The 22,556-nt window shown below is 61.5% G+C and carries 16 protein-coding genes; 2 read left to right on the top strand and 14 right to left on the bottom strand.

What is annotated here, in order from left to right; all coding sequences use genetic code 11:
* Positions 1–39: 39 nt before the first annotated feature.
* The 11 genes from gap to yidC form a co-directional block, all read right to left on the bottom strand.
* Entirely contained in the window at positions 40–1,041 is a 1,002-nt protein-coding gene (gap, locus tag Q0I65_RS00640; RefSeq protein WP_296058721.1) for a type I glyceraldehyde-3-phosphate dehydrogenase, read from the bottom strand.
* A gap of 102 nt (positions 1,042–1,143) precedes the next feature.
* A complete protein-coding gene (gene whiA / locus Q0I65_RS00635; RefSeq protein ID WP_296058719.1) occupies positions 1,144–2,085 on the bottom strand; it encodes a DNA-binding protein WhiA in 942 nt (313 codons plus the stop codon).
* The gene (locus Q0I65_RS00630; protein WP_296058717.1) at positions 2,064–3,158 is read right to left on the bottom strand and encodes a gluconeogenesis factor YvcK family protein; all 1,095 of its coding nucleotides are present in this window, start codon (positions 3,156–3,158) and stop codon (positions 2,064–2,066) included. Before Q0I65_RS00630 ends, whiA begins: the two co-directional genes overlap by 22 nt.
* 5 nt (positions 3,159–3,163) lie before the next feature.
* Positions 3,164–4,051, bottom strand: a complete 888-nt coding sequence (gene rapZ / locus Q0I65_RS00625; RefSeq protein WP_296059014.1) for an RNase adapter RapZ — start codon at positions 4,049–4,051, stop codon at positions 3,164–3,166.
* 112 nt (positions 4,052–4,163) lie between these two features.
* Positions 4,164–6,107, bottom strand: a complete 1,944-nt coding sequence (gene uvrC / locus Q0I65_RS00620; RefSeq protein ID WP_296058715.1) for an excinuclease ABC subunit UvrC — start codon at positions 6,105–6,107, stop codon at positions 4,164–4,166.
* 86 nt (positions 6,108–6,193) lie between these two features.
* Entirely contained in the window at positions 6,194–8,479 is a 2,286-nt protein-coding gene (locus tag Q0I65_RS00615; RefSeq protein ID WP_296058713.1) for a UvrD-helicase domain-containing protein, read from the bottom strand.
* 131 nt (positions 8,480–8,610) lie between these two features.
* Positions 8,611–10,128, bottom strand: coding sequence for a DUF2130 domain-containing protein (locus Q0I65_RS00610; RefSeq protein ID WP_296058712.1), 1,518 nt, complete (start codon positions 10,126–10,128; stop codon positions 8,611–8,613).
* Positions 10,129–10,185: 57 nt separating this feature from the next.
* Entirely contained in the window at positions 10,186–10,932 is a 747-nt protein-coding gene (locus Q0I65_RS00605; protein ID WP_296058710.1) for an HpaII family restriction endonuclease, read from the bottom strand.
* 151 nt (positions 10,933–11,083) lie between these two features.
* Entirely contained in the window at positions 11,084–12,502 is a 1,419-nt protein-coding gene (locus Q0I65_RS00600) for a UPF0236 family transposase-like protein (protein WP_296058707.1), read from the bottom strand.
* Positions 12,503–12,826: 324 nt separating this feature from the next.
* Positions 12,827–14,950 (bottom strand): sulfatase-like hydrolase/transferase, encoded by a 2,124-nt coding sequence (locus tag Q0I65_RS00595; RefSeq protein WP_296058705.1) that lies wholly within the window; start codon positions 14,948–14,950, stop codon positions 12,827–12,829.
* On the bottom strand, positions 14,940–16,997 hold the full coding sequence (gene yidC / locus Q0I65_RS00590) for a membrane protein insertase YidC (protein ID WP_296058703.1): 2,058 nt from the start codon (positions 16,995–16,997) through the stop codon (positions 14,940–14,942). Before yidC ends, Q0I65_RS00595 begins: the two co-directional genes overlap by 11 nt.
* 372 nt (positions 16,998–17,369) lie before the next feature.
* On the opposite strand from yidC, the gene gdhA reads away from it, so the two are divergent.
* Both gdhA and Q0I65_RS00580 read left to right on the top strand, forming a co-directional pair.
* Positions 17,370–18,725, top strand: a complete 1,356-nt coding sequence (gene gdhA / locus Q0I65_RS00585) for an NADP-specific glutamate dehydrogenase (RefSeq protein ID WP_277013320.1) — start codon at positions 17,370–17,372, stop codon at positions 18,723–18,725.
* A gap of 261 nt (positions 18,726–18,986) precedes the next feature.
* Positions 18,987–19,556, top strand: a complete 570-nt coding sequence (locus tag Q0I65_RS00580; protein ID WP_296058697.1) for a hypothetical protein — start codon at positions 18,987–18,989, stop codon at positions 19,554–19,556.
* A 179-nt stretch (positions 19,557–19,735) separates the two neighbouring features.
* Here Q0I65_RS00580 and Q0I65_RS00575 read toward each other — a convergent pair whose 3' ends face one another.
* The 3 genes from Q0I65_RS00575 to Q0I65_RS00565 all read right to left on the bottom strand — a co-directional run bounded on the left by Q0I65_RS00575 (position 19,736) and on the right by Q0I65_RS00565 (position 22,551).
* On the bottom strand, positions 19,736–20,779 hold the full coding sequence (locus tag Q0I65_RS00575; RefSeq protein ID WP_296058695.1) for a hypothetical protein: 1,044 nt from the start codon (positions 20,777–20,779) through the stop codon (positions 19,736–19,738).
* Between the two features lie 165 nt (positions 20,780–20,944).
* Positions 20,945–21,550 (bottom strand): ATP-binding cassette domain-containing protein, encoded by a 606-nt coding sequence (locus tag Q0I65_RS00570; protein ID WP_296058693.1) that lies wholly within the window; start codon positions 21,548–21,550, stop codon positions 20,945–20,947.
* Positions 21,544–22,551, bottom strand: coding sequence for an ABC transporter ATP-binding protein (locus Q0I65_RS00565; protein WP_296058692.1), 1,008 nt, complete (start codon positions 22,549–22,551; stop codon positions 21,544–21,546). Before Q0I65_RS00565 ends, Q0I65_RS00570 begins: the two co-directional genes overlap by 7 nt.
* Between the last annotated feature and the right edge of the window lie 5 nt (positions 22,552–22,556).

Here is a 22,556-nt window from a genome sequence, read left to right as displayed (position 1 = left end):
ACGGGCGGCAAGAAGCCGCCCGATCATGCGTGATTCCGATTACAGAAGAATCTTCACCAGGTCCTTCACGCGGTTCGAGTAGCCCCACTCGTTGTCGTACCAAGAAACGACCTTCACGAGGTTGGACTTGCCGCCCATGACCATGGTAAGCCCGCTGTCGAAGATAGAAGAGTGGTCGTTGCCCACGATGTCGATGGAAACGATCGGGTCCTCGGTGTATTCGAGGATGCCGGCAAGCTCGCCCTCGGCGGCCTTCTTCATCGCAGCGTTGATTTCCTCGGCCGTGACCTCGCGATCGAGCTCGACGGTCAGGTCGACCATCGATCCGTCGGGGGTCGGGACGCGCGTGGCGAAGCCGTCGAGCTTGCCCTTGAGCTCGGGAAGCACGAGGGCGACTGCGCGGGCAGCACCCGTGGTGGTCGGGATCATCGACATGGCTGCAGCGCGAGCGCGGCGCAGGTCCTTATGCGGAAGGTCGAGAATCTTCTGGTCGTTGGTGTAGGAATGGATGGTGTTCATGTAGCCGCGCTTGATGCCGAAGTTCTCCATGAGAACCTTCGCGACCGGTGCGAGGCAGTTGGTCGTACAGGAAGCGTTGGAGATGATGTTGTGCTTCTCGGCGTCGTACTCGCCGTCGTTCACACCCATGACGATGGTGGCGTCCTCGCCTTTCGCGGGGCACGTGATGACGACCTTCTTCGCGCCGGCCTTGATGTGAGCGCTTGCGAGCTCGCCGGTCTTGAAGATGCCCGTGGACTCAACGACGACTTCCACGCCCAGCTCGCCCCAGGGAAGGTTGTTGGGGTCGCGCTCGGAAAGAACCTTCACGGCATAACCGTCGGCCACGAAGCCCTCTTCGGTGACCTCAACCGTGTCGAAGGCACGTCCATGAACGGAATCGTACTTGAGCAGATGCGCCATCGTGGGGATGTCGCCCAAGTCGTTCACGGCGACAACCTCGATCGCGGGATCTTTCACCATCGCGCGGAACGCCAGGCGTCCGATGCGACCGAAACCGTTGATGCCTACCTTGATTGCCATGCAAATCTCCTTTCGAAGGATTACTTTCCTTGACGCACAGAGTCAGTCTAGCCGACCTTGCGCGAATGGATGCCGTCTTCGGGCGAATTGCCTGCGGAGCCGCTACCCTTTTCGGTTTGCGGCTTCGCGCGCAAGCTGCTCGATGCGCCGAATGCGATGATAGACCGCCGATTTGGAAAGTGGCGGGTTCGCGCGCTCGCCGAGCTCCTTGATGCTCGCGTCGGGGAAGCTCACACGCAGGCGGATGAACTCCTGCAGCGCGGGCGGCAGGTTCTCCATGCCGTGCGCCTCGAGCACCGTGCGGATGGCGAAGAGCTGGTCGACCGCCGCGGACGACGACTTCGCCTGGTTCGCGATCTCGGCGTTCGTCATGCGGTTCACGTCGTTGCGCACGCTTTTCACGACGCGCTCCTGTTCGAGGCGCAGCGCACACTGATGGGCGCCGACGAACGCGAGGAACTCGAGGATCGCGTTTCCCGACTTCAGGTACACCATATACGAGCTGCGGCGCTGCATGATGCGCGCCTTGATCCCCTTGTCGGCGAGCAGGGCAACAAGCCCCTCGGCGAGGGATTCGGACTCGACCGTGATCTCGAAGTGGAAATCGCCGCGCGGGTTCGCGATGAAGCCGCTGCCCAGAAACGCGCCGCGCACGTAGGCGGCGGCGCAGCACTGCTTGGCCACGATGTCGGGGCGAATGCCGACTTCCAGGCCGCCTTCCTCGGTGATGACGCCCAGATCGAGCAGCGATTTCGGCAGATGGGGCTGCGCGGGCACCTCGATCAGGTAGTTCGGTGTCTTATGAAGCACGCTGCGGCGCACGGTGAGCTCGGTGCGAAGCTGGTAGATGCCGTGCAAAAGCTTGATCACGAGGCGCGCAACGCTCGGCACATCCGTGGCGATTTCGACGCGATAGCGCCCAGGGCCGGAGACGAACAGCGTGCCCTCAATGCGCACGAGCGCGGCGAGCGTCGCCTTCCCGCAATGCGAGCACTCGGGCAGAACGCGCGCGAGCTCGTCTTTTACTTCCGCCGTGAACGACATAGTTTGAGCACCCCCCAAAGCGCTTCCCGGAAAGCCTCCGGATCATGCCAGGTCGGACGCTTGTGGTCGACCAGATCGCGAACGATAACGCGCGGGCCTTGGGCCTGGATGGCCATGACGTCGTCGTAGGTGACCGCGACCGAGTGGATACCCGCGGACTCCTGGGGATCGGCCGCCGAGGGGGCGAAAGCGTTCTGGTCAGGCGAAAGCGGCTGAGACGAATGCACGAGCACGTAATCGAGAAGGCCGCGCATGCCGTGATCGAGCAGCGCCTCGACGTGCTCGCGGGCGCTTAGGTTGAGCGTCTCGCCCTGCACGTCGGCCAGACCGCAGACGAACACCGTCGTGCCCTTCGATTCGCGGATGGCTTCGACGACGCCAGGCACGAGCAGGTTCGGGATGATGGACGTGAACAGCGAGCCGGGGCCGAGCACGATCAGATCGGCTTCGCGGATGGCGTCGAGCGCTGGAGCGTAGGGTTCGATCGCGCCTTGGCCTCGAAGAATGACGCGCGAGAGCGCGATATCGGAATGGCACGCGACCGCCTGGCCCTCGAGCAGCTCGCCGCCGCGCGTCTTCGCAGCGAGCGTGACGTGGGTCAGCGTCGAGGGGTACACATGTCCTCGCGCGTCGAGCATGCGCTCGCACACGGAAATGGCCTCGGGGAACGACCCGCACGCATCCTCGAGCGCGACCAGCATCAAGTTTCCGAGCGAATGGTTGTTCGCGATGGGGAAACGGTACTTGAACGCGCAGGTGAGCGGGTCTTTCGGGTCGGCCGCCATCGCGAGGATGCATTTGCGCACGTCGCCCGGGGGCGTCACGTCCGCTTCCTCGCGCAAAAGGCCGGTCGAGCCGCCGTCGTCGGCCATGGCCACCACGGCGCTCGTTTCCACGCCGAGCGAGAGCAGCGTTCGGATGGAAACCGGCGCGCCCGTGCCTCCGCCGATGACGACGGCGTTGAGCTTGTCGCCGCGGGGAGCACGGGCCGCGCGGGGCAAAGGCAAATCGCGCAGCGCCGCGAAGGCCGCGGTCGCCGAGGGATCCTGGATGAAGGGACGCTTCTTCTTCATACAACCTACTCCCGGGCGGCGCGGGGCGCGAGCTTCAGGTCGCGGTGGGCAACTGATACGCGGTAGCCGTTCGATTTGAGGTAATCACCCGTCGATTCGGCGATGGCAACGCTTCGATGCTGCCCGCCCGTGCAGCCGATGGCGATGGCGAGCTGCTGCTTGCCTTCGGCGACGTATCCAGGCATGACGCAGTCGAGCAGCGCACGCCAGCGCTTCACGAACTCGACGGTTTCCTCGCGATACATCACGAAATCGCGAACAGGAGCATCGAGACCTGTGAGGAAGCGCAGGTCGGGATCGTAATAAGGGTTCGGAAGGAAGCGCACGTCCATGACGAGGTCGGCGTCGGTGGGGGCGCCGTGCTTGAAGCCGAACGAGTACACCGTGATCGCCAGGCCGCGACGCTCGTTTCCGCGGGCGAAGATCGAGCGGATGGTTTCGCGCAACTGCTGCGGGAGCATGTCGGTGGTGTCGACGACATGATGCGCCATCTCGCGCAGGTCGTAGAGCATCTGGCGCTCGCGCTCGATGCCCTGCGCAATGGTGGTGCCGTCAGTGCACAACGGGTGGCGGCGGCGCGAGGACTTGTAACGGGCGACGAGCTTGTCGTCCGCAGCGTCGAGGAACAGCACGCACACGTCGATCCCCTTGTGCTCGAGATTTTCGACCTCGCCCTTCAAGTTGGGGAAGAAATCGCGGTTGCGCGCGTCGCACACCACAGCAAGGCGCCGGCTCGCATCGGGCTGACCGGGCATGCCCTTGAGCGCGAGCAGGTTCCCAATAAGACTCGCCGGCAGGTTGTCGACGCAGAAGAAGCCCAGGTCTTCGAAGACGTGCATCGCCTCGGTGCGCCCGGCGCCGCTCATACCCGTGACGATGACGATCTCGGGCATGTCCTCGAGCGCGATCGTATCCTTTTCGAAAGCTCTCTCAGCGCCGTCCTCGTACTCGTCCTCGGGAATTTCCTCGCGGTTCTCATGCTGTGCATCCATGGTGTGCAACCCCCTACTCGCCGCCGACGACCAGTTCATCTTTTCGCTCGCTATTATACTGCTCGATCACCTTGTGGAGCTCCTCGGCGACCTCGTCGGGCACCACATGGGCCTCCTTGATCTGCGCCAAGCTCGCCGCCTTCAGGTTCTTGAAGGATTTGAAATGCTTGAGCAGGGCTTTCTTGCGAACGGGACCCAAGCCCGCGACCTCGTCCAAGATGCTCGCCGTCATGCCTTTGCCACGGAGCTCGCGGTGGAAGGTGATAGCGAACCGGTGGGCCTCGTCGCGCACCTGCTTCACGAGGTAGAGCGACGCCGACCCCGAGGGCAAAACGACCGGACCCGTGTCCTGCCAGGGGACGAAGAGTTCCTCGTCGCGCTTCGCCAGGCCGCACAGCGCGATGTCGTCGATCCCCATCTGGTCGAACATCTCCATGACAGCCGACAGCTGCGGCTTGCCGCCGTCGAGGATGATGAGGTCGGGCTTGCTGCCGAAGCGCTCGTCGGCCATACGCTCGGCGCAGTATCGGCGGCTCATCACCTCCTGCATCGAGAGGAAGTCGTTCGCCTCGTCGAGCGGCGTCTTGATCTTGAAGCGGCGGTACTGGTTCTTGTCGGGCTTGCCACCCGTGAACACGACCATCGACGCGACCGTATAGGATCCGTGAATCGTCGAGATGTCGAAGCACTCGATGCGCATGGGCGGCGCGTCGAGCGCAAGCGCGCTCTCGAGCTGCAGCAGCGCATCGTTCACGCGCTTGTCCTCGTAGTTCGTGCGCACCTTGTAGCGCATGAGCGTGTGCCTCGCGTTCGTCTCCGCCATGTCGACAAGCGCCGCTTTCTCCCCCTTCTGCGGAGCTGTGAAGCGCACTTTCGCCCCGTGCGCGCTCGCGAGCTTCTCGGTGAGCCACACCTCCATCGACTCTTCGTCCTCGGGCAGCTCCCGCACGATGACCTCGTGGGGAATGGAAGTGGTCGTGTCGTAGTAGCGCAGGAGGAAGTTGTGGAGAAGGTCCTGATCGGGAACGTCGCGCCCGCGGTTCAAGACGAACTCGTTGGAGTTGATGATGCGCCCCTCGCGGATGACGAGCACGTGCGCGCCCGCGACCGTCTCCTCGCGGAAAAGGCCCACGACGTCGGCGTTCAGGTTATGGGCGGACACCGCATGCTGCTTGTCGGTGAGCGAATTGATGGTGTCGATGCGCGCCTTGATTCGGGCGGCGCGCTCGAAGTCGAGCTCGGCCGCCGCGTCGGCCATCTCGGCCGAAAGCTCGTCGAGGAACTCCCGGTGCTGCCCCGCGAGGAAGCGCTCGATGCGGCGCACGTTCACGGCGTACTCCTCGGGGGTGATGCGTCCGCAGCATGCGCCGGGGCCTAAGCCCACATGGCAATCGAAGCAGGGGCGCACGTCGGTTTTCATCATCGCGAGCGGATCGTTCTCAAGACGGCGCGAGAGATTCCGCCAATCGGCGCACGACGTCGCACACAGGGGCACGACACGCCGCGCAATGTCGACCATGCGGCGGGCCGCGCGCGAATCAGTGTAGGGTCCGAAGTAGCGCGTGTCGGGCTTGTGCTTCTCGCGCGTGTACTTGATGGCGGGGAACACGTCGCCTTTCGTGAGCGCGATGAACGGGTAGGACTTGTCGTCCTTGAAATCGGCGTTGAAGAACGGGGCGTACTGGTTGATCAGGTTCTTCTCAAGAACGAGCGACTCGTGCTCGTTGCCGACGACGATGTACTCGAACGAGTCGATCTGGTCGACGAGCAGCGGGATCTTCGCGCGGTCGTCCTGGAAGTTCACGTACTGGCGCATGCGGGCGCGCAGCTGCTTCGCCTTGCCCACGTAGATGACCTGGCCGTCCTTGTCCTTCCAGAGGTACACGCCGGGCAGGGTCGGCACAGCATCGAGACCGCGCTTAATGCGCGCGATCTTCTCCGCTTGGGTTTCTTTCACGTTGCTCTCTCCCATACCACGAAGTGTAGCAAATGCGCGCGACGGCATGCGCCCGCCTGGCTTTTCGCTACACACTCAGCGTTTCCCTAGGCGTCGACCGCATCGAGCTTCGCCCGAAACGAAATAGCGCGCGGCGTGTCGAGCGAGTCGAAATGCACGATGTAGGCGCGCTTCTCTTCGTCGAGGCGTTCGATGACGCCCCGCCCGAACGCCTTGTGGAGCACGCAGTCGCCCGGCGAGAAGCGCACATCGGCCGCCATGCCGGCCATCCATTTGTCGCTTGCGGCGTACGCTGCCCGCGCGCAGGATAGCTCCTCGTCGCTTGGCTTGTTCGAGAACTGCAGAGCGCCCTGGTCGATATCGAGCAAGAAGCGCGACGGGTGGCGCGGCGAGCCTTCATGCGAGAAGCCTGCCGCCTCGGTAAGATAGAGCCCGTCCCGTGCCCGGGTCACCGCGACGAACGCAAGCCTGCGCTCCTCTTCCATTCCCTCGATCGTTTTCGTCTTGCGCGACGGGAGCACCCCCTCGGAAAGCGAGCACAGAAAGACGTGCGGGAACTCCAAGCCCTTAGCGGCATGGATGGTCATAAGGCGCACCTTGTCCTGAGCTTCGTCGAGCGCATCGGCATTGGTGAGCAGCGCCACATGGGAAAGGTAGTGCTCAAGCGTCACCTCCTCCCCGCAGTTGCTCTCGAACTCGTAGATCGACTGTTTGAGCTCTGCCACGTTGTCGAGCCGCTCCTGGCTTCCCCCCGTACGAAGCGCCTGCTCATAGCCGCTTTCATTAATGAGAGCCGCAAGCACCTCCGACACTGGCCTGCCCTCGAACGATCCGCGAAACTTGTGCACGAGCGCCACGAGCTGCTTCGCCTTGGTGCGTTTGAATATCTCATCCTCAATCGTCTGCTCGAGCGCCTGGAAAAGCGAGCACGCGTGCGCCTCGGCGTAATCCTTAAGAAACGCCATGCGGCGCTGCCCGAGATTGCGCTTGGGAACGTTTGCCACGCGCATGAAGGAGAGGTCGTCCTGGTACGAGACAAGCCGCAGGTAAGCGAGGGAGTCCTTGATTTCCTTGCGCCCGTAGAACGGCACGCCCGAATACACCGCATGCGGGATCTCGGCCTTCAAGAACGCTTCCTCCACCGGGCGCGATGCGTAGTGCGCGCGGTAGAGCACCGCCATATCGCGATAACGTATGCCCCCATCATGGAGCGCGCGCACCCCTTCGGCAATCCATTTCGCCTCATCGTCGGAGGTTTTCGCGTGATGCCACACCGTAGGCCCGTGTTGGGTGCGACAAGCGCACAGATCCTTAGGGATGCGCTGGCGATTCTTCTCGATGAGCGAGTTCGCCACCGCAATGACCTCGGGGGTCGAGCGATAGTTCTCGAGCATCATGATAGTGCGCGTGTCCGGGAACGCCTTGTCGAAATCAAGAAGGAAGCGTACATCAGCGCCGCGCCAGGTGTAGATGGTCTGGTCGGGGTCGCCCACCACAAACAGGTTTTTATGGTAGCCGGCGAGCACACTCATAAGCTCGTACTGCAACGCGTCGATGTCCTGGAACTCGTCGACCATGACGTATTCCAGGCGCTTCTGCCATTTCAGCCGAATATCAGGATGCTGATCGAAGATGTAGAGCACGACGACAATAAGGTCGTTGTAGTCGAAGGCGAAGCACTTCTTCTCTTGATACAGATATCCGTAGAAAATGATGTCGTGCACGTCGGTTGCCTGCTCGTACTTTTCGCGCAGGGAGGCGAGCGGCATGGCAAGCAGATCGCGGTAGTAATCGGGCCGATCCTTGAGCTTCATGATCTCGATCATGTCGCGCGCGCGACCGAACGTCATATCGCGCAGCGTAAGTCCCCGCTCGTCGTAGATGATTTGAAGCATCTGATCGATGTCGGCGTTGTCGAGCACGAGAAAGCTCTTCGGGTATTGAACGGCGTGCGAATCCTCTTGCAGCACCGAGACGCAGAAACCGTGAAAGGTGTTGATGAAGCCCGTGTCGTTGTCGCCGGTGAGCGCACGGATGCGGTGGCGCATCTCGTTCGCGGCCTTGTTGGTGAAGGTGACGCACAGGATGTTTCCCGGCATGATGCCGAGGTCGTTCACCAGGTATGCAAAGCGCTCCGTAAGGGCGCGCGTCTTGCCCGTTCCCGCACCGGCGATGACGCGCACGTAGCCCTCCGTCGAAGTAACGGCCTCAAGCTGTGCGGCATTGAGGGTTGGGACCGCATCGTCGGGAAGCGCAACCCGAGCGCGCGGGTCGCCCGCATCATCCGCCTCCGCATCGAGGCCCGAGCCGCGGCCCGCCAGTTCCCCACCAAGCCGCGAGGAGAGCAGGTATGTCATATCCTTGTATTCCATGCGGACAGTCTATCAGATACGAACATATGTTCCAAGTACTACCCAGCAAATTGTACGAAAGATGGCGACGCAAGCCTCAGGTCCACTCCGCCTTCCCCGTCGATAAAGCCTCAGAGGTCACGGGCTCAGCGCTACTCGGCAGCCGCCTCGTCTTCTAAGCCTTCGCCCACATCGCCCGCCGCTTTTGCTTCCTTTGCCTCGGCAAGTTCCGCGAACATCGATTTCATTGTTGGATTGTTCCTGGTCAGACGCTTAATGGTAAGGTCTTGCGCCTTGTTGTTCGCCAGGCGCAGGTTGTTCTCCGATGACAGCAGCGCATCCTTGGTTTTCTGCAAATGCGTGATGGTCTTGTCGATCTCCTCGATGGCGGTTTGGAACTTGCGGCTCGCGAGGTCGTAGTTGCGTCCGAACTTCGTCTTGAAGTCCTCCATCTGCTCCTCGAAGTGCGTGATGTCGATGTTCTGGTTGCGCACCTCGGCGAGCTCGGCCTTGTAGGAAAGCGCCGAAAGTGAGGCGTTGCGCAGGATGCTGATAATCGGGATGAAGAACTGCGGACGGATGACGTACATCTTCTCGTAGCGGTAACTCATGTCGACGATACCCTCGTTGTAGAGCTCGTTTTCGGGCTCGAGCATCGTCACGAGCACCGCGTACTCGCAGTTTTTCTTCTTGCGATCGGAGTCGAGCTTTTTCAGAAAGTCCTCGTTTTTGTGTTTGTGCGTGCTATCGTCGCTCTCGTTTTTCATCTCGAACATGATGGAGACGACCTCGTTGCCCTCGTCGTCGGCCTCTCGAAACACGAAGTCACCCTTCGTGCCGTCCACCACGTCGTTGTCCTTCTCGAAGTATGCCTTCGGGAAGGCGGCGGCGCGCATCTTGTTGAACTCGATCTCGCAGTGCTGCTCGAGCGACTCGCCCACCATCTTGGTGGAAAGGCGGGCCTTCATCTCCTTGTAGCGGGCGATTTCCTCTTCCTTGTAAGCGATGAGCTCATCTTTTGCGCGAAGTTTCGTCGCCATCTCCTCGCGCAGCGCACTCACTTTCTGCTCGCCTTCGGCAGCCTTCAGCTTCACCTGCGCGGCAAGGTCGTCGCGCTCGCGCTCGACCTGGGTCCGTACCTGCGTGACAGCGAGCTCCTTCTCGGTCGCGAAGGACGTCTTTTGGGCCTCGAGCTTCTGTATGAGCTCGGCGATCTTCGCATCGCGGGAGGCAGTCGCGTCAGCCAAGGCTCGCTTATGGTCGGCCTCGGTCACGCGCGCGTCGGATGCGCGCTCGTCGGCGAGGCGAGCGAGCTTCGACTTGAGCTCTGCGATTTCGGCATCTTTGCTCGCAGTGATTTTGGAGAGCGCCGCAATCTGCTCAGCTTGCGCAGCGCGGGAAGCCGCGTCGTTTTCGCGCTTGATCGTGTCGAGGTTCTGGGTCAGCTTCGCGATTTCCGCATCGCGGGAAGCGATCTCGTCGCGCGCCTCCCCGCGCACCTTCTCGCCCGCAAGCGCCACCGCCTGTTCACGCTGTTCAGCGAAAAGTTTCTCGCGGCGCTCGATTTCCCGATTGAACTCCGCGTCGCGCACCTGCTTCACGATGTCCGAAAAGCCCGACTCGTCCACCTGAAACACCGTCCCACAATGCGGACACTTAATCTCGTTCATAGGAACCTCCCTATATTGTCTTTCGCACAATATATTACTCTCGACACTACGACAAGCTTACGGAAACCCAATTTGTAGGCTTAGGTTAATAAAGTACTCGCCATCATGTTCATAAACCAACCCATGGTCACACTCCGAAATCGACACTGCCTCAAATCGCGTATTACCGAGCAAATAACTTCCGAGCGCATCTCTGTTGTAAGCATTAAATACTACCGACACGCCATCGTCGCAGACAATTACATAGCCCTTCGAAGCATCATCACACCCATTCCATTCTTCCGCCGGCTCCATACCCAGCGCCACGGCACAGAGAAACTTTTTAAACAGGTGCTTATACATGCCTTCGCCGATTCCAAGCACATCGTCGCGTTCCATGGCATCAACGATTTGCAGGCATGTCGTCCCCTCGCCAAAGAAGTATCGCAGCAACGCATTCGCAAGCACCTGCGGAAATCGACTATCAACTAGCCGCAGATTGCGATCGAATGTCGAGCACGCGACGCGATAGAAACCGAAATCACATTCGCCATTAAGCGTATTCACGCATTTTTCGAGCCCGGCCGACACGTTCGCCGCATTGACTCGCTCCATAACTTCGCGAGTACAGCAATCGAGTTTGAACACGAAGTTCGTCGCCATTCCAGCGTCAAGAAGAGTCGGCGCCTTAGATTCGCACAAGCCAACCTCGACCATATGCTCGTCAATAAAAGAAACAGTGCGAGCAGTCTTAATTCGACCCGGCAATTCCAAATGAACATCGACGGGAACCACATCGCATTGCATGCGCTCAGCCTCGCACATGACACTTTCCCCTATCAATAGCACATGATAAGACTCGTTCGGGCAAAAACGGCGCTCCCCGTGCGAGTTAAGTTTTGCGGGAAAAGCCGACCAGAAGCCTTGCCGGTGCGACGGGGATCGGGGCGCCATCGGCGCTGCGGACGACCGCATTCTAGCACGACCCGGCGCGGAAGCGCGCGTTGGACTTCATCGCCCAGGTGGACGCCTGGTGCGGCGGCGCCCAGCCCGACCCGCACGACCCGGGGCCGCGCGACAGGCTCTTGGCCAGGAACTTCTCGGCGGCCCTCTCCTCCTTCTTCGAGTAGAGCGCGGGGAACTTCGGCGCGACGAGCGGCCGCCCCTCCGCGAGAGCGCACCTGACCAGGCACATCGCCTCGGCGCCCTTTCGCGACCACGACATGCCGCGCCCCTTCATCCGGGCGGCGCCGACATAGGCGTTCGTGCCCTCCATGGTGCCCATGGACTCTTTCGGGAACACGACGCAGTCGGCGTTGTTCAGCATGTACCCGCGCAGGTCGCGGACCCTGTCGCGGCGCTTGGCGTCCTTGATCTTCGGCAAAACGCGCCCGCACATGCGGGCAAGCTGCAGCGGCCGGCCGCGGCGGGCCAGCCCCGCCGCCCACTCGCGGCGCGGCCCTTCGGGGAAGGCGCGGCAGACCTTCTGCATCACGTGGAACGGGTCGAGCGACCCCCTGACCCGGCACGGCTCCGGGGCCATCTCGGCCATGCGCCCGGGCCCGCACCACTTGCCGCCGTCGGCGCCGACCCACAGGGTCCCCACGTCATCCGGGTCGTACTCGGCGGACAGCATCGCCCAGACCTCGTCCCAGAACCCCTGCGGCGGCAGATCGGCGCAGGTCAGGCGCAGGCCGCCCCTCTCGAAGCGGCCGGGCGCGACTTCCTTCTTGCCGGCGTAGAGCGCGGCCAGCTTCAGCTCGAACGACGCCGCCTTGCGCGCCTGCTCGTACAAGAAGCGCGGGAGCGCCTCGTCGCGGTGCTCGGGGCTCTGCAGGTGGACCCACAGGCCGTCGACCTCGAGGAACAGCGTCGGCTGGCTTATCCGCCCCGACGCCGGCGGCTGGCGGCGCCGCAGCAGCTCCGCGGCCCTGCGCACGCACCCCATCACCGCCACGTGCGACACGCGGCAGCCTGTCTCGGCGAGGAAGGCGGCCGCCGTCTTGCGGTAGGACTCCTCGGCCGCGCGCCCTACCAGCCACAGAAACGCGCCGGGCGACAACCGCGACCGGGGCGGGATCGACAGCAGCTCGTCGAGCAGGGCGTGGCGCCTCCCGAACTCGTCGACGAACACGGTGCGCTCGAACTCGACCGGGCCGACGAGCGTGGCGAGCTTGCGCCTCGCCCTGTGGTGGGCCGACCAGCCGCGGGGCATGGACCCGCGCAGCGATTCGTCGAACCCGGCAAGGCAGGCCGCCATCATCCCCGCGAGCAGGGACTTCCCGTTCGAGGCGACGATCGACTCGAACGCCTCGAAGTCCTCGACCTTGAGCAATTCCGGCATGTAGTGGGCGCGGAGCGCCGCCACGGCGTCGGCGCGCGTGGTAAGATTCATCGTGAAGGGCCTTTCTCCCGCTTGCTTTGGCTTAGACACCCGCAAGCATATACCGAAGGGCCCTTTTCCTTCGCTAGCAGATTTCTCGGCTGTTTTTCCTCAAAAACTTAACTCGCACGCGCTCCCCCGAACAGGGTTCGGACACTCGCGCCTCTCCGCCACAATAACGCAGTCGTCAGCATAAAACACCGACACTATCCGAGCATCGATTCCGAAGATAGACCAAGGACCTTGCGCAAGCCATTCCATTATAAGCATCCAAATGCGAACGGGGGCCTTGCTTTGAAGGCCCCCGCTGTCGGCGTCTTTCGCTCTCTTCGCTCGCTATTGCTGCGCGTCCCAGATGGCTCCCGTCTTGTGCCAATTATTGAAGTCGGTGGCCCAGCCGGTGATGTCGTATTCCACGATGGAGACGTCGTTTTTGCCATCGCTCGTCGTCGTGTAGAACTTGCGCACGCGGTTGTCGAACGGCACCTGCGCGAGCGTCTCGCCGTACTTGGACGAGTCACCGCCAACAGCCTGGATGATAGTCGGCTGCACGTTCACATGCGCGACCGGCGTCGAGACCGTCTTAATCGGCTGCGCGTCCGCTTCAGCCGATTGCGCCGGCTTGTAGAACAGAATCGCGTTCGACGTGGAATCCCAATCCTCGTAGATGCCCCAATCGCCGTGGTCGCTCGTCACGAGGATCGCGGTGTTGTCGTAGAGCCCCATGTCCTTCAGCTGGCGGATGTACTCGGAAAGCATCTTCAAGCTGCCGCGAATCTGACGGATTGCGTCGGAGTTGTCCGTGCCGATATCGTTGCCGTTCTCGTCGAGATTGAACGGATAGTGGCCGCCGAGCAGATGGATGAAGCGGAAAGCACCCGTCTCGCCGTCGTCAGTCGCGGAAAGCTTCGTCGTCTTGAGCTTATCGTAATAGGCCCCGTCATTCATCGTGTACAGGGTGCTCTGCTGCACCTCTCCGTCATCGCTTTCCACCTGCAGCGTCATGCCGTTGTTGACCTCGTCGGTGTAGAACCAGAAATACGGCTTGAACGCCCACGGCAAGTCACGGTACATCGCGCACTTCCACAGCGTGAAGAGGGTGCCCTGCTCATCGAGCAGCGAGGGGGAATCCTCCTGATTCATGGGGTGGTAGTTCATGGTGAGACCCGCCACATGGCGCTGCACGTCCTCGCTCGAATATTCGGTTCCGAACGTATCGGTGTAGATGCCCATGCTGTAGCCGGCGTTGTGGATGTCGTCCAAGTACGTGCTGCGCTCATAGCGCGTAGCGAGGTACTGCGAGAAAAGCTCGCCCTGCTGCGGAAGCTGGCCGGTCAAGAGGAACGGCACGCCGTAGCGCGTGGGAACCATAGAGCCCGCAACATTGTTGTACCAGGTGAAACCCGTCCAGTCGTTGAATTCCTCCGGGTGTTCCTGCATAATCTGGGACATCTGCTTCGTGTCGGTGAAATCGAGGACGAAGACGATGACGTTGCTCTTGTCGGAAACGGTGAACAGGCCGTCCTCGGTCATGCGCAAGTCAGCAACGTTCACCTGATCAGGCTCTTTCGTTGCCGCCTCGAATGCGCCCGACGCGAAGAGGCTGCCCACGCCGACACCCTGCACGATGATGAGCGCAAGGGAAAGCGCAACCGCACCGCCGCGCGCGAGGCTCGTCTTCAAATGTCCCACAACAAGGGGAATCGCCACGATGACGATCCACACCACGGTGCTCACCAACATGGTTGACGTATAATCGCCCCAGTTCACCGACTTGCCGTCCGCGGTAGGCAGCTCCGAGTTCAACAGGAGCACCTGAACATACGCCGCAACGCCAAACGCGAACAGGAAGAGCAGCACGATATCGAACGCCCTGCCGCGCAGAAGCGACACGGCAAGCGCAAGAACAACCGCAACCACAACGCCCGCAACCGCGAAGATCGGCCAGATATCGGAAAGCCCGAACACAAGATCGGCTCCAGCGCCGGCGACGATTTCATACGGCGGAACCACGAGCAGGGTAAACGAGAAGAACATACACACGATGAGCGCGCAAACCACGCGCACGCCCCATTTTGCGCGAGGATAATCGTCGGATGCGCGTCCCTTTCGGGAAGCCCCCTTCGAGGACGCCGATTCCGCATCGGCGGCAATCTCGCCAGGCGCGAGGATGGGCTTGCCGTCCTTGTCGAGCCTGTGGACAGGCGCTTCCACCACCTTGCCCGCGTTCTCGTCGATTTTAAGCAGCTTGAAGAGCATCTTGCGCGTACGGCGAAGCGCCACACCGAGCACAGCCGAAAGCGCGACCGCGACGCCAGCGAGTGCCTGGATCGTGTAGGTCATGACCGAAGGGTCGACATACGCGTAGGCAGGCGTGATCCATGCAAGCGAAAGCACACCTGCCACCAGCGCAAACGAAAAGACGTCGAACGCGCCCACAATATAACGATTACGCTTCATGGCGGCCCGCCTTCCTCGCATGCATCCCGCGCGCTTCGCTGCCGTCATGCTTTTCCATGCGCTCCCCCTCACCGCGCGACGCCGCCACGGCATCGGCCGCAGCGCGCTCACCCGCGGCGAGCGAATCGTCGGACACACCGCCGTCGCGCTTGGATTCCTGAATGTCAATCATGCGGTCGAGCAGGTAGCGCCCAGCCACTTCCCCACCATGCCCGACGTTGAAGATGAAGCTGTCGAGCACCTTGTTGATACGGTCGCTCCACGCATAGCGCTTCGCGAGCATCTCCTCGGCCACATCGCCGAAGGTGGACGCGTCCTCGGGACGGATCGACACGCCGACCTCGCTGCGCAGCGCGATATCGGTCGGCTCGATGCCGAGCTCCTTCCAGTCGGGGTTGCCCACCTTCATGGGTGTATCGATGAAGATGGCGGGCTTGCGCGTCGAGAAGCAGAACTCGCAGAAGATCGACGACCAGTCGGTCACGAGGATGTCGGAAGTGAAGACGGTCTTGTTCGAGCTGAAGTCGTGCTCGAAGTACAGATCGGACTCAGGGACATCGGCCCAGCGAGCCAAAAGGGCGTTCCACCTGGCGGAATAGCGCTTCGTGTATTCGGGGTGCGGGCGCACGATGACGCGCATGCCGCGCCCGAGCACACTTTTCAGCATGTCGTCGATGCAGGTGTCGAGGATGTTGCCCTCCTGCCACGACGGCGCAATGAGCACCACGTCGCGTCGGGACGGGTCACGCTCGACCGCGGAGGCGGCGAGCTCGTATTCGGCAATCTCGCGATCGAGCAGGTCGTAGCCGCATTCCACAAGATTCTTGCGCTTGGTGCCGTAGAGCTCCTCGGCGCGGCGCAGCTCGCGCACCTGATGAGGGCCCGCACACAGCACCGTGTCGTAGTGGTCGTAGGCGCCCTTCTGGGGCGTGAGATGAGTCGACGTCATGTGGTGGAACATGAACACATACTCGATGTCCTTGCGGATATAGGAGCGCTTGATGTAGTAGTTCTCCAAGTCCTCGAGCGTGGACACGACCAGATCGGCGTCCATCTTCATCATGAGCGTGATGATCTTGCGCTGCCCGATGTAATAGGGCTTCAGGCGCGGCTCGGCCTCGGCCAGCTTGAACACCTGGTCATTGGGGTCGTTCGTCACGTAGTGGATGTCGGCATCGGAATGCGCGAGCAGCCACTCGATCGCGCCCTGGAAGTACTTGTAGAAGCCACTTCCCTCGGAATAGAAGACGATGTGCTTACCGACGATCTTGAAGAAACGCTTGTAGTCGGCCTTCTCGCGCTTGGCAAGCGGATCGCGCTCGTACCATTTCTTCTTGGGGCCCGAGAAGTTCTCGAGCTCCTCAAGCTCGGCGCGGCTCGCCTCGAGGTCCCCGTAGTCGATGTATTTCGCAGGCTTCACCAGGACGTTCGCGAGCGCCTGGATGGCGATGGAGGTCAGGTTCGAGCACACCCAGTAGAAGCCCATGCCCGTGGCGACGAACACGCCCAAGATGAACGAAAGGCCGATGGACAGGCCGTTCGTCATGTTCTTCTCCGCACGCGACTGCTCGCGCTGCAGCGGGTTGATGCGGTTCTGCGCGAAGCCCATGATAATGGCGGAAAGCCCCGCGAAAAGCGGCATGATCCACGCCGCGCCGCCGTCTTCGAAGGGAACTTGGCCCAAGAACTCAGTGCCCGGCGCGCCGCCGTCGGTGATCGTATGGATGACGTCGACCAGGCCGAACAGGATGATGATCTGCACAGCAAGCGGAATCAGGGAGAGCATCGGGTGGTAATGCTGCTCCTTGTAGAGCTTGTTCTGCTCCTCGCCGATCGTCTCGCGGTCGCCGTAGTACTTCACTTTCAGGCGATTCAAGGCGGGCATAAGCTGCACCATGACGATCGAGTTCTTCTGGCACCAAAGCGACATCGGGATGAGGATGATCTTCACGATGATGGTGAACAGCAGGATGGCTATCCACCAATTGCCGCTTATCGCGTAACAGGGCTGCAAGATAAGCGAGAGCAGCCATGCAAGTGCTTCCATGCGAGCAAGTCCTTTCGCATCGCGCGCTACGGGCGCGATGAAGTAAAATCGAGGCAAAACTGAGGTAAAAACGCAGAATTAGAATAGTACTACAAATCGTGCCGCATGAGTGCCCAATCACGTACTGGGGCGTACTAAATCCGTAGACGCTCCGTTCGGCTCGATGTGACGATCCCCTTCGGAGGTGCGAGGATGTCCTTCCTCCGATGATGCAACGTCAGTCCCCCTCCAAGATGTCGCCGCTACCGTTTATGGAGGAGAAACGCGATTGGCTGCGACCATTGTTTCTATCATGTTAATTAGAGGTAACGGAGTCGTTGAGCAAACTTATAATGGCCGCGGTTGGGAACAAGTAAACCCCGAGGAGGTTACATGAGTTACGTCCAGCGAATTATCGACCAAGTTAAGGCGAAGGACCCTGATCAGCCCGAGTTCATCCAGGCCGTCACCGAGGTCATGAGCACGCTCGAGCCAGTCATCGAGGCGCATCCGGAATACGAGGAAGCGAAGATCCTCGAGCGCATCGTCGAGCCCGAGCGCATCATCCAGTTCCGCGTTCCGTGGGTTGACGACAAGGGCGAAGTCCAGGTCAACCGCGGCTTCCGCGTCGAGTACAACTCCGCAATCGGCCCCTACAAGGGCGGCCTGCGCTTCAACCCCACGGTTTATCTGGGCATGCTGAAGTTTTTGGGCTTCGAGCAGATCTTCAAGAACGCGCTGACCACGCTGCCGATGGGCGGCGGCAAGGGCGGCTCCGACTTCGACCCGAAGGGCAAGTCCAACAACGAGATCATGCGCTTCTGCCAGTCGTTCATGACCGAGCTCTACCGCCACGTTGGCCCGAACACCGACGTTCCCGCAGGTGACCTGGGTGTCGGCGGCCGCGAAGTCGCTTACATGTTCGGCCAGTACAAGCGCATCTGCAACGAATGGACCGGCGTGCTCACCGGCAAGGGCCTCTCCTTCGGCGGCTCGCTCGCCCGCACCGAGGCAACCGGCTACGGCCTTGTCTACTTCGTCGACGAGTACCTCAAGAGCAAGGGCGACTCCTTCGAGGGCAAGAAAGTCGTCGTACACGGCTCTGGCAACGTGGCCATCTACGCGATCCAGAAGGTCTCGCAGCTCGGCGGCAAGGTGATTGCCTGCTCCGACACCCACGGCTGGGTCGAGGACCAGGAAGGCATCGACTACCAGGTGCTCGAGCACGTCTACAACAAGAAGCGCTCCGGCCACGACAAGGGCGTCACGCTCGCGATGTACGTCGAAGAGCGTCCGAACGCGACGTGGCACGCGGAGGACGGCCGCGGCGTGTGGCAGCTCCCCTGCGACATCGCGCTTCCCTGCGCCCGTGAGAACACCCTTGGCATCGAGGACGCGAAGGCCCTCGTCGCGAACGGCTGCAAGGCAGTCGGCGAAGGCGCCAACATGCCGACCACGATCGAGGCGACCGAGTACTTCCAGAACAACGGCGTCGCGTTCTTCCCTGGCAAGGCGGCCAATGCGGGCGGCGTGCTCGTGTCCGGCCTGGAGATGAGCCAGAACGCCGAGCATCTTTCCTGGACCTTCGAGGAGGTCGACGGCAAGCTCGAGACGCTCATGCGCGGCATGTTCCACAACGTCGACGACACGGCGAAGGAATACGGCCATGAGGGCAACTTCGTGATGGGCGCCAACATCGCTGGCTTCAAGAAGGTTGCCGACGCCATGATGGCTCAGGGCATCGTGTAAGCGACAACTTCAAGCAATTCTTTAAGGAAGGCGGGTTCCTCGCGCGAGGACCCGCCTTTTTCATTGCCCGAAGTCCCGAAAACGGGGCAGGCAATCCCTTTCCCCCTTGTATCTTGGCCGTGCGGTGCACATGTGCGCATCGTTTGGGCCGCTGGTCACTTCGTAAACGTGACCTCGCAAGGCACAATACCGATAGAAGCTGACTTCGTCGGGAAGGGCGGAGTGCGAAGCGGCTTGCACGATGCAACGGGAAAGGGAGTGATGAATATGTTGAAGCCCATGATGAGGAAGGTCGCGCTCGGTGTGCCCGCCGTTGCGTTGACGGCAGCCCTTGCGTTCACGATGGCCGGCTGCGGCGGTGGCGCCGAGGAGCAGAAGAAGGCGAGCGACGACGCGGCAACGACGCAGCCTGCGGAAGAGCCGAAAGCTGAAGAGACCCCAGAGCCCGCCGTTGAGGCCAAAACCGGCGTCGACTACCCTTCGTACAGCTTAGAGCCAACTGATGGCTGGAAACCCGGCACCAGATCGATGAACGAGAAGTACGAAGAGTGCGAGTTCACGCTCGGCGATGACACCTTCGCCTTCATCGACATTCGCACGTTCAAGACCGAGCCGATGACCGAAGCGGAAGCCAGAATGGGCTCCAAGAAAGACGGCACCATCGACGAAGTCGACGTCAACGGCATCACCTGGGTGCGTCACACCGCGTCCAATGGCACCGTCAACCTGTTTACCAAGGCACCTTCCGGAATGACGGTCGGCGTGGTCATAGGCTCCAAAGTCGATTGGAACGACGCACTGCCCATGATCGAGAACATCGTCTTGAAGTAGCGACGGCCCATCCAAAGAGGAGCGTCGATTGACCAGATGCAGGAATCCCGAATAGCCTGACCCTTTTCGGGAAGGCGATTCACGAAGCGACCCCGCCGAATGCGCGATTGCACGAGGCGGAGTCGCTTGCTGTTTCGGTCGCCGCTCATTGTCGGGCGGCACAGATAACCCCGGAGGATTTACAGCTCGGAGATAGTCTTCGCGGAGACAACATTGCTCGGCGAGATGAGGATCGCCCCGACTGAGCCGATCTTCGGCGTGCTCACGTAGAAGGCGCCGTTCCTCGATTCGCCCATCGACGAGATCGTCGAGTCTGCCGTGGTGATGACGATGTCGATGTTCTCGGCATTCTTGAGATACGACTCCTCGGGACAAAGAGCAATGACGTAGTCTACCTTTTGATCGGTGAAGTACTTCACCTTCTCATCGATAAGGATCCTCGAGTACTCGCGGGCGACCGAGAAGATGCCGTAGCGCTTGCCGCCGCGCTTCAGAATCGTTCCCTCTTCATAGGCGGACAGATCGCTCGTATGAAGCGAGATGACGTTTGCGCCCTTGGCCTGATAGAGCTCATCGACATCGGAGAGCGCGACCGGTTCCTTCTCCTTTTTGTGCCCCGCGAGCGGTGCAGCGGAGCTCACCTGGGAATCTAAGGTTCCACCAGGAGAAACAGTTGCAGAAACGCCTTCCCCGGCAGTGCTTTCCCCTACGACGCCTTCGGACGCGGAGCCTTCCGCAGCGACAGGTTCCGATGCAGTAGAGACTCCCTGATCGACAGAGCCGTTGCCCTGCGCGCTTACGCTCGTTGGGGAAGCTGTATTTACACTCGAACCACCCTGAGAAGAAGCGGTCTGCTTGTCGGAAGACGAGGCGGCAGAAGATGCCTGGCTGTTTTCCGAAGAGGAAGCGGAGGCTTGCCCGTCCCCCGCCTTCGAGTCCCCGGGAAGCGATTCGGCATCCCCCGCATTCTTTGAGTTGGCGGAGCCGTTGGCAGCTGATGTCGCAGATGCAGACGATTGCGCAGCGCTTTCTTCCTCTTCGATGGTTCCCTCGTAGACGATGGCGGTATAGCCTTCCATGTTACCGAACGCATCGTCGATGTTCGAGGCGGTGACGTTCCATGAATGGCCAGCAAACACGTAGCCGAACAGGATGCACCCCATCCCAATAGCAAGGATGAGGAACACGATGAGCGCGATTTTCTCTCGGGATGTCTTTTCCATAGCAGCGTTCATTATAGGCAAACGAGCATGGGCTGCCAGCCCCCATCTCCCGAAGACAGACAATCTCGACGCCCTGCTGCGCAAACGGCGGCAAGCAAGCCGAACCCATCAGGCTAAATTCTCCAGCGAGGTTTTTAGGAAGCATGGACATGCGAGCTTCTCGAATCAGCTTTCGCTCCTCGAGAGCTTCACTTTCCGCGTCGCCACGCGCTCCGTAAGCGCAGGGGTATGGGAAACGAGCAGCATGCCGGCACCTTCCCGCTCGGCATAGTCCAGCAGCACGCGCCAGATATGCGCTTGCGTGACCGCATCCAGCATCGTGGAAACTTCGTCGCAGATGAGGTAGCGCGGGTGCGTGGCGAGCGCGCGGGCGATGCAGAAGCGCTGCAACTCGCCGCCGGAGAGCTCATGGGGGTAGCGCTGCATCCACTCATCGCGAATCCCCAGGTTGTCGAGGAGTTCTTGCGGCACATCGCCCGCCTCCGCCAGCGTTTTGCGCATGCGCAGGCGCGGATCGACCGCCTGCTCGGGATGCTGCTGGATCAGCTGCACCGGGCATACTCCGCGACGCGGAAGCGGCTGACCATCGAGCAGTACCTCACCGGCCTGCGGTCGCTCGAACCCAGCGAGCACGCGGCACAGCGTGGTCTTGCCAAACCCCGAGGGAGCCTGAAGCGCTACGCGCTCGCCGGGCTCGACTTGCAGGCTGAATCCGCTGTAGAGGGGTTTTGCGCCGGGGTAACCGAACGTGATGTCTCGAGCCTCTAGCACGAGCGACCTCCCTTGCCAACCGATGCGTTGCCGCGGCCTTGCTCGTCCGTGCTCGCCGTAGCCGCGAAATCGTGCTCGGGAAGGGCATGCCACAGCGCGCGAGTGAACGGGTCGCGCAGAAGCGCGGGGTCGTCGAAGTTCGCGACCGCCGTCTCTTCCACCACAGTGCCATCCTTGAACACGGCGACGCGATCGGCCACGCGCAGCGCCAGTTCGATATCGTGCGTGATCAGCAGCACGCCGTTGCCCTCGTTGGCGAAGGAGCGGAAGTCGTCCAGCGCTCGGACCGCGAGGTCGAGGTCGAGCCCGGGCGTTGGCTCGTCGGCCACGATCACCCGCGGGTCGTCCATGAGCGCGCAGCAGAGCAGCACGCGGCGCGCCATGCCGCCCGAAAGCTCATGAGGGTAGAGGCGCGCAACCTCGGGACCGAGCCCGTAGCGCTCGAACAGCTGCTCGCGGCGCGTTTTGCGCTCGGCCTTCGACAGCGCGTTCGCAAAGCCTTCGACCTGTTTCCCCACGCGCATCATGGGGTCCAAATGGCTCACGCTTTGCGGCACGAGCGACAACCCGTGCCCGCGCAGCGCGCGCAAACCCTCCGCGTCTTTGCGCACGCCGTCGAACCAGATGCGCCCCCGCACCGTGGCGTTCGGTTCGAACAACCCCAACACCGCATCGGCGAGAAGCGTCTTGCCCGAACCCGATGCGCCCACCACAGCCACAATCTCGCCCGCGTGGACGGCGATGCTCAACCCGTGGAGCACCTGGACATCGCGCTGCTTCGCCTGGAAGTACGGCGCGTCCTCGTCGTACATGTGAAAGCTCACGTTCAAATCCTCGACCTGCAAAAGGTGGTGCCCACCATCATGGTGCGAGGTCGCGGCGTGCGTGTGATGATGGTGCGACTGTGCATCCTCGTGCGCGGTTTGCTCGTGAGCGAGCGCGGCGGCCTTGTTCGCAAAAGCCGCTTGCACAACCGCGTCGTCGTTTGTATTCTCCAGCATCCTCC

Origin of the sequence: uncultured Ellagibacter sp., from assembly GCF_934643285.1 — a bacterium.
In the GTDB taxonomy this organism is placed as follows: domain Bacteria; phylum Actinomycetota; class Coriobacteriia; order Coriobacteriales; family Eggerthellaceae; genus Ellagibacter.
This window is presented reverse-complemented; position numbering and strand designations above follow the sequence as displayed.